The organism is Phytobacter sp. V69 (assembly GCF_965644215.1).
Lineage (GTDB): Bacteria > Pseudomonadota > Gammaproteobacteria > Enterobacterales > Enterobacteriaceae > Phytobacter.
In genome coordinates, this window is the sequence record NZ_CBFFRL010000207.1 from 1 (window position 1) to 7,524 (window position 7,524).

Genomic DNA, 7,524 nt, shown 5'->3' on the forward strand with positions numbered 1-7,524 from the left:
TTTATTATCGAGTTCGGTGACCGCCTGGACGGTCACTTCTGAGAAAAGGCATTTACACAGAATCGTGTACAGGGTCGTCTAAATGTGACGCTTACCCCAGATCAACGGTCATTGTACGTGCCATTTCTGCCCCAGATGTAAGAGCTGTTCTTACATCTTAAAACAAAATCCCCCTATCCTGCACCGCAAAGACCAAATCATCCGGCGTTACCTCACCTCCAGCGTTCCACCCGTTGCCACCACTGGCTACCTTCCGCTCAGGGTAAAGGCTGACACCAGGGTGATCGCCAGTACAAAGCAGCCCAGAATCAAATAGGTGTCCTGGAAGCCGATGCGGTCATACATATTGCCGGCAAATGCAGAGAGGAAAATCGCTGCCAGTTGTTTGGCAAAGTTAAAACCAATCAGGTAGATAGTTGCCGACAGGCGTGTATCGAACACCCCGGTGATGTACTTGAATGCCCCCACCAGCAGGAACGGCACTTCCAGAGCATGGAGCATTTTCAGCGCGATCACTTCATACGCCGTGGTGGCAAAGGACGAACCCACAATGCGCGTCGCCATCATCAGCCCGGCAATCAGCAGGGAGTTTTTGGCGCCAATGCGGTTAATGATCCACGGTGAGCAGAACATAATGACAGCATTACACAGCTCCCCTGCGGTAGTGGTAAAACCAAAGGCTTTTGTACCCGCCTGCGGGGTATCAAAAAACGATTTAAAAAAGGTGGCAAACTGCTGGTCGAATACATCGTAGACGCAGGCCACGCCCACCACATACAGAATAAACATCCACATCTTTTTCATGCGGAACAGGTCGATGACCATTTTAATATTGATGGTCGACGGGCGACTTTCACCCGGCATGATGGTAAGGGTTTCCTGCGACTGCACCTTTGCCAGCGCTAGCAGCACCATTAATACGACGGCTGCGGCAGACCCCATCCAGAAGACAAACGCCGGGTTAATGCTGAACAAAATGCCCGCCGTCGAGGCGCATAGGCCCCAGCCGAGGCAACCGAACATGCGCGCTTTGCCGTATTCGAAATGGCTGTGGCGGCTCACCCTCTCCACATAGGCTTCAATGGCACCGGAACCCGCAGAAAAGACAAAACCAATGTACAAACCGCCCGCCAGCGCCCCGGCCCAGATGTTGAATTTCAGCAGCGGGGCGAAGACGTACAGAAAGAACGGGGCGAACAGCACCAGCATACTGACAATAATCCAAAGCATGTTTTTACGCAGACCCAGCTTGTCGGATACCACACCCAGAATCGGCTGGAAGGAAATCGCTGAAAGCGACATGCAGGAGAAGACAATGCCGGTATGGGTTTTACTTAATCCGATTTCATCAGAGAGCCAGATAGGCAAAAACGGAAAGCAGGTGGCCATGATAAAGAAATACAAGAATACGAAGATGCCAAAGATCCAAAACGTTGGGTTGTTTTTATGGGTACAGGTGGTCGTGTTCATTATTATTATCCTCAGGTTTGAGGCCGCGGTGCGGCCCCGTTAAGGTCACACGCGTTCAAAACCTAGCAAAATGGCGCTCTCCGGATCCAGCACAGGCAGCGCCAGTCCGGCCCGCATCAGCCACTCCCCGCTCACTGTTTGCGGCGTTGTCATCCATGCCGGAAGCTGGCGCATGGTGTGACCGCCTTCATCAGTGGTTCGAATATTGGGGTGGTCCTGCAGCGTGATGCGGTACTGCGCCTGGGCATCCAGCCCTGTCACACGCAGTGGTGCAAGCAGGGTGTAATCCGGCATTGCAACCTGGCTGACGATAAACAGCCCCAGGCGCTGGTCCTGACTGACAATCCCCTGAACCAAAGTAGTGCTGTCCGGCATATCCACCCGCCACTGCGTGCCGCTATGGATAACATCCCGCCACTGTTTATAGAGCGCCGCGTAATGACGGTAGCCATCCCGCTCCTGTTCATCAGCATTCACCGGATCCAGCTCCAGACCCAGATGCCCGAACAGCGCCGTCAGGCCACGAAACGCAATGCTGTGCTGACGATAAGTGGCGTGGCAGCGATGGTTGCCGATGTGTGCCCCCATCACTTCCGGAGGGAAGAAATAGCTCATGCCGCGCTGGATAATATTACGTTCCAGCGCATCGTTGTTATCAGACGCCCAGAAGCGATGACAGCGGGTCAGCACTTCATAATCAATACGCCCGCCACCCGCAGAGCAGGACTCAAACTCAATATGCGGGAAGCGGCTACGCAGGGTATCGAGCAGGCGGTAGAACGCGCGGGTTTGCGCGTCGGCGGCGGCACGACGACCATTGCCCGGCTGCACCAGCTCACGGTTCATATCCCACTTCACGTAGTCAATTTCGTGCTCACTGAGCAGCCAGCTCATTCGCTCCAGCAGGTAATCAAAGGCTTCCGGCAAGGTGATGTTCAGCACCAGTTGATGGCGACCGAGGATCTGCGAATAGCCCTCCAGCGCCAGCACCCAGTCCGGATGTGCGCGGAACAAATCTGAGTTTGGGCTGATCATCTCCGGCTCCACCCAGATGCCAAACTCCATGCCCAACCCTTTCACCCTGTCGATAACCGGACGCAGCCCATCCGGGTATTTCCCTTCGTCCAGATACCAGTCGCCCAGGGCAGCAAAGTCGTCGTTACGACCTTTATACCAGCCGTCATCAATGATGAAGCGCTCAACGCCCAGCGCTGCGGCTTCTTCGGCCATTTTGATGATGTACGCTGGGGAGTGGTCAAAATAGATGCCCTCCCAGGTGTTGAGGTGCACCGGGCGCGGCTTGTCTTCAACGAAGTGAATAATATTGCTGCGCAGGAAGCGGTGAAACTGCTGGCTCATGCCGTTCAGCCCCTGCGAGGAGTGGCTGGCATAGAGCCACGGCGTCCACAGCGTTTCCTCTTCGGCCAGCGCCATTTCACCGGGCAGATAGAGCGCTTCGGCCTGAAGATAACGACGACCGTCGGTTTTCACCTCCGCACGCAGGCGGTGGTTACCGCTCCAGCCCAGATGTACACCCCACACGCTTCCCTGCGACTCACTAAAGTGCTGGCTACCGGTCATCATCGCCGGAAAATGTTCATGAGAGGTGCGTCCACGGCGGTTTTCAATCACGAAACTGTCGTGCTCAAGAGTGACGCGGTGCGGCTGAAATTCGCGGATCCAGCGCCCGTGAAACGCCATCACCTCGCGGGCGTATTCCGCTACCGGTAGCGTGACGGCTAGGCGGTTCACCTGCCAGTCACCCGCCGTCAGGTTGGTCAGGCCGTGGCGAATTTGCAGCACGCCGGTCGCGTCGAGATGAAGTTCGCTGGTCAGTTGCAGCCCTGCCACCGTATCTTCACTCGTCAGGATCAGAGTCTGATCGTGATGTTGCAGGTCAACGGTGGTGAAAATCGGTGAACCATCCAGCCCATTACGATGCCCTTCCAGCCCCGGCGAACCAAACAGACCGTGGCCGGACTCCGCCATCAATGTGACCGGAGAATCCACGTCCAGCCTGCCGTTCGCAACAGGGCGAGCCAGACTTTGTGCATCCTCGGGCGAGAAGTGGTGAAGGTGTGGACCCCAGTAGATGATTTCAGCAAAAGGGTGAGTTCTGATAACAACATCGGTTGTGGCGCTTTCAAGGCGCAGATAACGAGCTTCCATAAGGCGTCTCCAGATTAGGGATGCCTTCATCCTTGATCCGAAACGTTTCGGATAACAACCGAAAGGTTTTGGTTATGTGATCTACTCAAAAATTTGCATCAGAGTTTCTAAAGGTCAGGCGGTAACGCCGGGGCGGAATTCGGTCTGCCAGAGCACCTGCAATTCGGTTAAAGGTTCACCGGCAATAAGCTGGCGAACCATATCGGCAATCTGCCTGCCAACCGCTTCACGGGTGGCCTGGACCACGGCAGCCACGTCCACATCAACGATGCTGTCGTCAGGTAAACCGTCATACACCACTAACGCCACCCGATCGTCGCCGAGCAGTTTGCCGTGCTTGATCAGCGCCATGGCGGCACCGTCCCCGTGGGTGTTGCAGTCGGTAATGATGGCCAGTGGCGGTTCGGACAGCGCCAGCAAGGCTTCGACTGCCTGATAGCCCGCACGGCGAGAGGGCGGCAGGGTGCGTAACCACTCGCTGGAAAGCCCGCTCTCACGAAGCGCATCCAGATACCCCTGGCGACGCTGGGTAATGAACGCCTGATTGTTGTTCTCACCGAGCATGGCAATGCGCTGATAACCCTTGTCGATGAGGTAACGGGTGGCGCGATACGTTCCGGCATAGTTATCAAAATCAAACCACGCATAAGGTCTGGCAAGCTGGCTACGCCCCAGCGCGAGGAAGGGAAAACCGGTAGCCTGAAGCTGTTCGAGTCGTGCGTCGTTGTCCAGGGTATGGGCAACAATCAGGGCGTCGACGCGACGGCTCTGCACCATGCGCAGATAGCTGTGTTTGTCTGCCTGGTCATCATCGGCAATCAGCAACAAATCGATATCGTGGCTCGCCAGTTCGCGGCTGATCTCCCCCACCATCTCCATAAACACGCTGTTGTTGAGCGGCACCGGATGCACCGGAAACACCAGTCCAACGGCGTCGATTTTGCCCATTTTGAGACGACGCGCCAGGGTATTGGGGCGGTAACCGCGCCGGTCCGCTTCCGCCTGCACGCGGGCGCGGGTCTCCTGCGACACATCATCATAGCCATTCAGCGCACGGCTGACGGTAGTGACGGAAATACCGAGTTCTTTTGCGATTGCTTTAAGTGACATACCTTACCCTGTTTTTATCCGCGCAGCGTTTCCCGACTAAATAGCTGTTCCAAATAGTAGATCACCTGAAGGGAACTCAGTCCGGGTTGAGCGATCTGATCAACCGCTAAATATCCCAAATCACCAACCGGACTGAGCGATGTCGAGCATAGCACCCATACCCCGTAACGAACGACGCCTGATGAAGAAAACTATCCATAAAACGCACGACAAGAATCACGCCCGCAGGTTGACCGCTATCCTGATGCTGCACCGGGGCTATCGCGTCAGTGATGTCGCCAGAACGCTTTGCTGCGCCCGTTCGTCAATAGCTCGCTGGATTAACTGGCTCACTCTTTACGGCATTGAGGGACTGAAATCTCTGCCGCCCGGCCGTGGACGTCGCTGGCCGTTTGAACAGATCTGCGTGCTGTTACATCAACTCGTAAAACGTTCTCCGGGTGACTTTGGTTACCAGCGCTCACGCTGGAGCACGGAACTGCTGACGATAAAAATCAATGTGATAACCGGCTGTAGGTTGCATGCTTCCACGGTGCGGCGTTGGTTGCCTTCGGCCGGTCTGGTCTGGCGACGTGCAGCCCCTACGCTGCGTATTCGCGACCCGCATAAAGAAGAAAAAATGGCAGCCATCCGTGAGGCGCTGGAACAGCGCAGCGCTGAGCATCCCGTGTTCTACGAGGACGAAGTGGATATCCATCTGAATCCGAAAATTGGCGTGGACTGGCAGGTTCGTGGAGAGCAGAAACGCATCGTGACGCCGGGCCAGAATGAGAAATATTATCTGGCGGGCGCGTTACACAGCGGGACGGGAAAAGTCAGCTATGTTGGCGGAAGCAGTAAAAGCTCGTCTCTGTTTATCAGTCTGTTAGAGCAGCTGAGAGCGACATACCGACGGGCAAAACAGATCACGTTGATAGTGGATAACTACATCATCCACAAGAGCCGGGAGACGCTGCGCTGGCTGAAAGAAAATCCGAAGTTCAGAGTTATTTATCAACCGGTGTACTCGCCGTGGGTGAATCATGTTGAACGGTTATGGCAGGCGCTACACGACACGATAACGCGAAATCATCAGTGCCGCTCAATGTGGCAACTGTTGAAAAAAGTTCGCCATTTTATGGAAACCGCCAGTCCGTTCCCCGGAGGAAAGCATGGTCTGGCAAAAGTGTAGCGGTATTAGGATCAGCTATTTAGGCGAGCGTCCGGCGCAGCGACTCAATTCTGTTCTGCCATCATGACAGCTTTAGTGTCCGACTCCAGCGCTTTAAAGACATGCGCCTGATCGGCCGGATACGTGTTTGCGCGCGATGCGGGCGACATCGACCTCAGGGACGTGGTGCACAACGACCGCATCCTGATTGTGCTGGTGCCGGCGCTGGAGCTGTCCGCCACGGAGAGCAGCACGCTGGGGCGACTCTACCAGTCGCAGCTGGCCATGATATTAAGCCAGGATCTCGGCGAGAAGATTGAGGGGCGTCCGGAGGACAACATGAAGGTGCGGAAATTTAAGGACCGGTTTCCGCTGCTCTGGATTATTGACGAGGTGGGTGCCGGCTACAGCGAGAAGCTGGGAGAGCTCGCCACGCAGATCCGCTCGCTGGGCTACTGCCTGCTGCCGGCCGGTCAGGAGGTGCAGCGGCTGAAGACGGCGGCGGGTGACGCGGTGTGGACGCTGATTGCCAACATGGGCGTGCGCATCACCGGCAAAATCATGGATCCGAAAGACACGCTGGAAATCCTGCAGCTGATGGCCGGCACTGAATACCGCGCGCACATGAGCGCGCTGGTGCAGCAGGGCAGCATCCTCGGCAGCGGCCTGAGCGATGACCCGCGCCTGCAGGTGAGCGAAAAGAAAAAGGTCGAGGTGGAGGAGGTGCAGGCCTTACAGGAGGGGGAAAACGTCACCCTGTTCAGGGGCCAGGTGGTCCGCGGCAGCTCGCTCTATATCGCCGACGCCGACAAGTTCACGACGGAGACGGTGCGCATCAACCGCTTTATGGAGGTTAACCCGCCTTCTGAAGCCCGATTGCTGGCGACCATGCCTTATCGCCGGCGCCGCAGCTATGTGCGGGCCGACCGGGTGCAGCATATCCTGCAGGTGCTGGACGCGCCGCCGGGTGCGCAGGATACCAGCCGGCTGGTGCTGACCGATCCGGCGCTGGCCGCAGTCTGCGAGTTCAGTCTCGAATGCGAATACAGCTGGAAGCGTTTCCCGGCTGCCGCTGTCCGTTCAGCTATACTCTGGCATATGGTCATGGAAAGCCTGCCGGCACGGGGCAGAGGCTACAGGGTGCGCCTGCGCGAACCCCGGCTGATGAGCGTGGGGCGGGAGTCTATTGAAAAAGCCATGCAGAACTACGTGGCGCCGGCGCCCGTCAGGGCGGCGCCTCAGGAAGCCTGACGAAAGGAGATGTGATGATGAAAACCGGTGCAACGCCTTACCGTGAACGCCTTATTTGTCTGACTGCGCTGCGGCTACGCTACCTTCGTGCGTGCCGCAACCCGCAGGTGAGCGTCATCGACCTCGCCGCGCTGCTGACGGAGGTGGAGGACGCGGAGCGGGACATGGAACGTCTGGAGGAGCAGTACGCGCACGGCTGATGCTTAACATGCATTTGCCGTTAAGGTCTTGCCGGCGCTGACCGATACCGGATATCAGCCGGCAAACCGGTGACAGAACCCCATACAGAAATCCTGTTGAGCCTGTACATAAAATTGTGTAATTGCCTGATTTTGATATGTTCAATCCAACATCAAAAGCAGGTTAATTTATGG

The 7,524-nt window shown here is 56.5% G+C and carries 6 protein-coding genes; 3 read left to right on the forward strand and 3 right to left on the reverse strand.

All coding sequences use genetic code 11. The features are described 5' to 3' along the window. Positions 1-246: 246 nt before the first annotated feature. The 3 genes from ACSZPU_RS21215 to ACSZPU_RS21225 form a co-directional block, all read right to left on the reverse strand. On the reverse strand, positions 247-1,470 hold the full coding sequence (locus tag ACSZPU_RS21215; protein ID WP_499002877.1) for an MFS transporter: 1,224 nt from the start codon (positions 1,468-1,470) through the stop codon (positions 247-249). Positions 1,471-1,515: 45 nt separating this feature from the next. Then, positions 1,516-3,639: an alpha-galactosidase gene (locus tag ACSZPU_RS21220; protein ID WP_499002878.1), complete on the reverse strand. Its 2,124-nt coding sequence runs from the start codon at positions 3,637-3,639 to the stop codon at positions 1,516-1,518. 114 nt (positions 3,640-3,753) lie between these two features. Then, on the reverse strand, positions 3,754-4,749 hold the full coding sequence (locus ACSZPU_RS21225; protein ID WP_499002880.1) for a substrate-binding domain-containing protein: 996 nt from the start codon (positions 4,747-4,749) through the stop codon (positions 3,754-3,756). Between the two features lie 139 nt (positions 4,750-4,888). Here ACSZPU_RS21225 and ACSZPU_RS21230 point away from each other — a divergent pair, with 139 nt between their 5' ends. From ACSZPU_RS21230 to ACSZPU_RS21240, 3 genes are all read left to right on the forward strand, one after another. After that, positions 4,889-5,920 (forward strand): IS630 family transposase, encoded by a 1,032-nt coding sequence (locus ACSZPU_RS21230; RefSeq protein WP_499002882.1) that lies wholly within the window; start codon positions 4,889-4,891, stop codon positions 5,918-5,920. Between the two features lie 123 nt (positions 5,921-6,043). Continuing rightward, complete coding sequence (locus ACSZPU_RS21235; protein WP_499002884.1) at positions 6,044-7,150, forward strand: type IV secretory system conjugative DNA transfer family protein; 1,107 nt, start codon at positions 6,044-6,046, stop codon at positions 7,148-7,150. 14 nt (positions 7,151-7,164) lie between these two features. Next, entirely contained in the window at positions 7,165-7,350 is a 186-nt protein-coding gene (locus ACSZPU_RS21240) for a hypothetical protein (protein ID WP_499002886.1), read from the forward strand. Positions 7,351-7,524 lie beyond the last annotated feature (174 nt).

What these genes read in the sequence shown, in the direction of transcription:
- ACSZPU_RS21215 (WP_499002877.1), bottom strand. Translation starts at nt 1,470, where the DNA reads ATGAACACGACCACCTGTACCCATAAAAACAACCCAACGTTTTGGATC.
- ACSZPU_RS21220 (WP_499002878.1), bottom strand. Translation starts at nt 3,639, where the DNA reads ATGGAAGCTCGTTATCTGCGCCTTGAAAGCGCCACAACCGATGTTGTT.
- ACSZPU_RS21225 (WP_499002880.1), bottom strand. Translation starts at nt 4,749, where the DNA reads ATGTCACTTAAAGCAATCGCAAAAGAACTCGGTATTTCCGTCACTACC.
- ACSZPU_RS21230 (WP_499002882.1), top strand. Translation starts at nt 4,889, where the DNA reads ATGTCGAGCATAGCACCCATACCCCGTAACGAACGACGCCTGATGAAG.
- ACSZPU_RS21240 (WP_499002886.1), top strand. Translation starts at nt 7,165, where the DNA reads ATGATGAAAACCGGTGCAACGCCTTACCGTGAACGCCTTATTTGTCTG.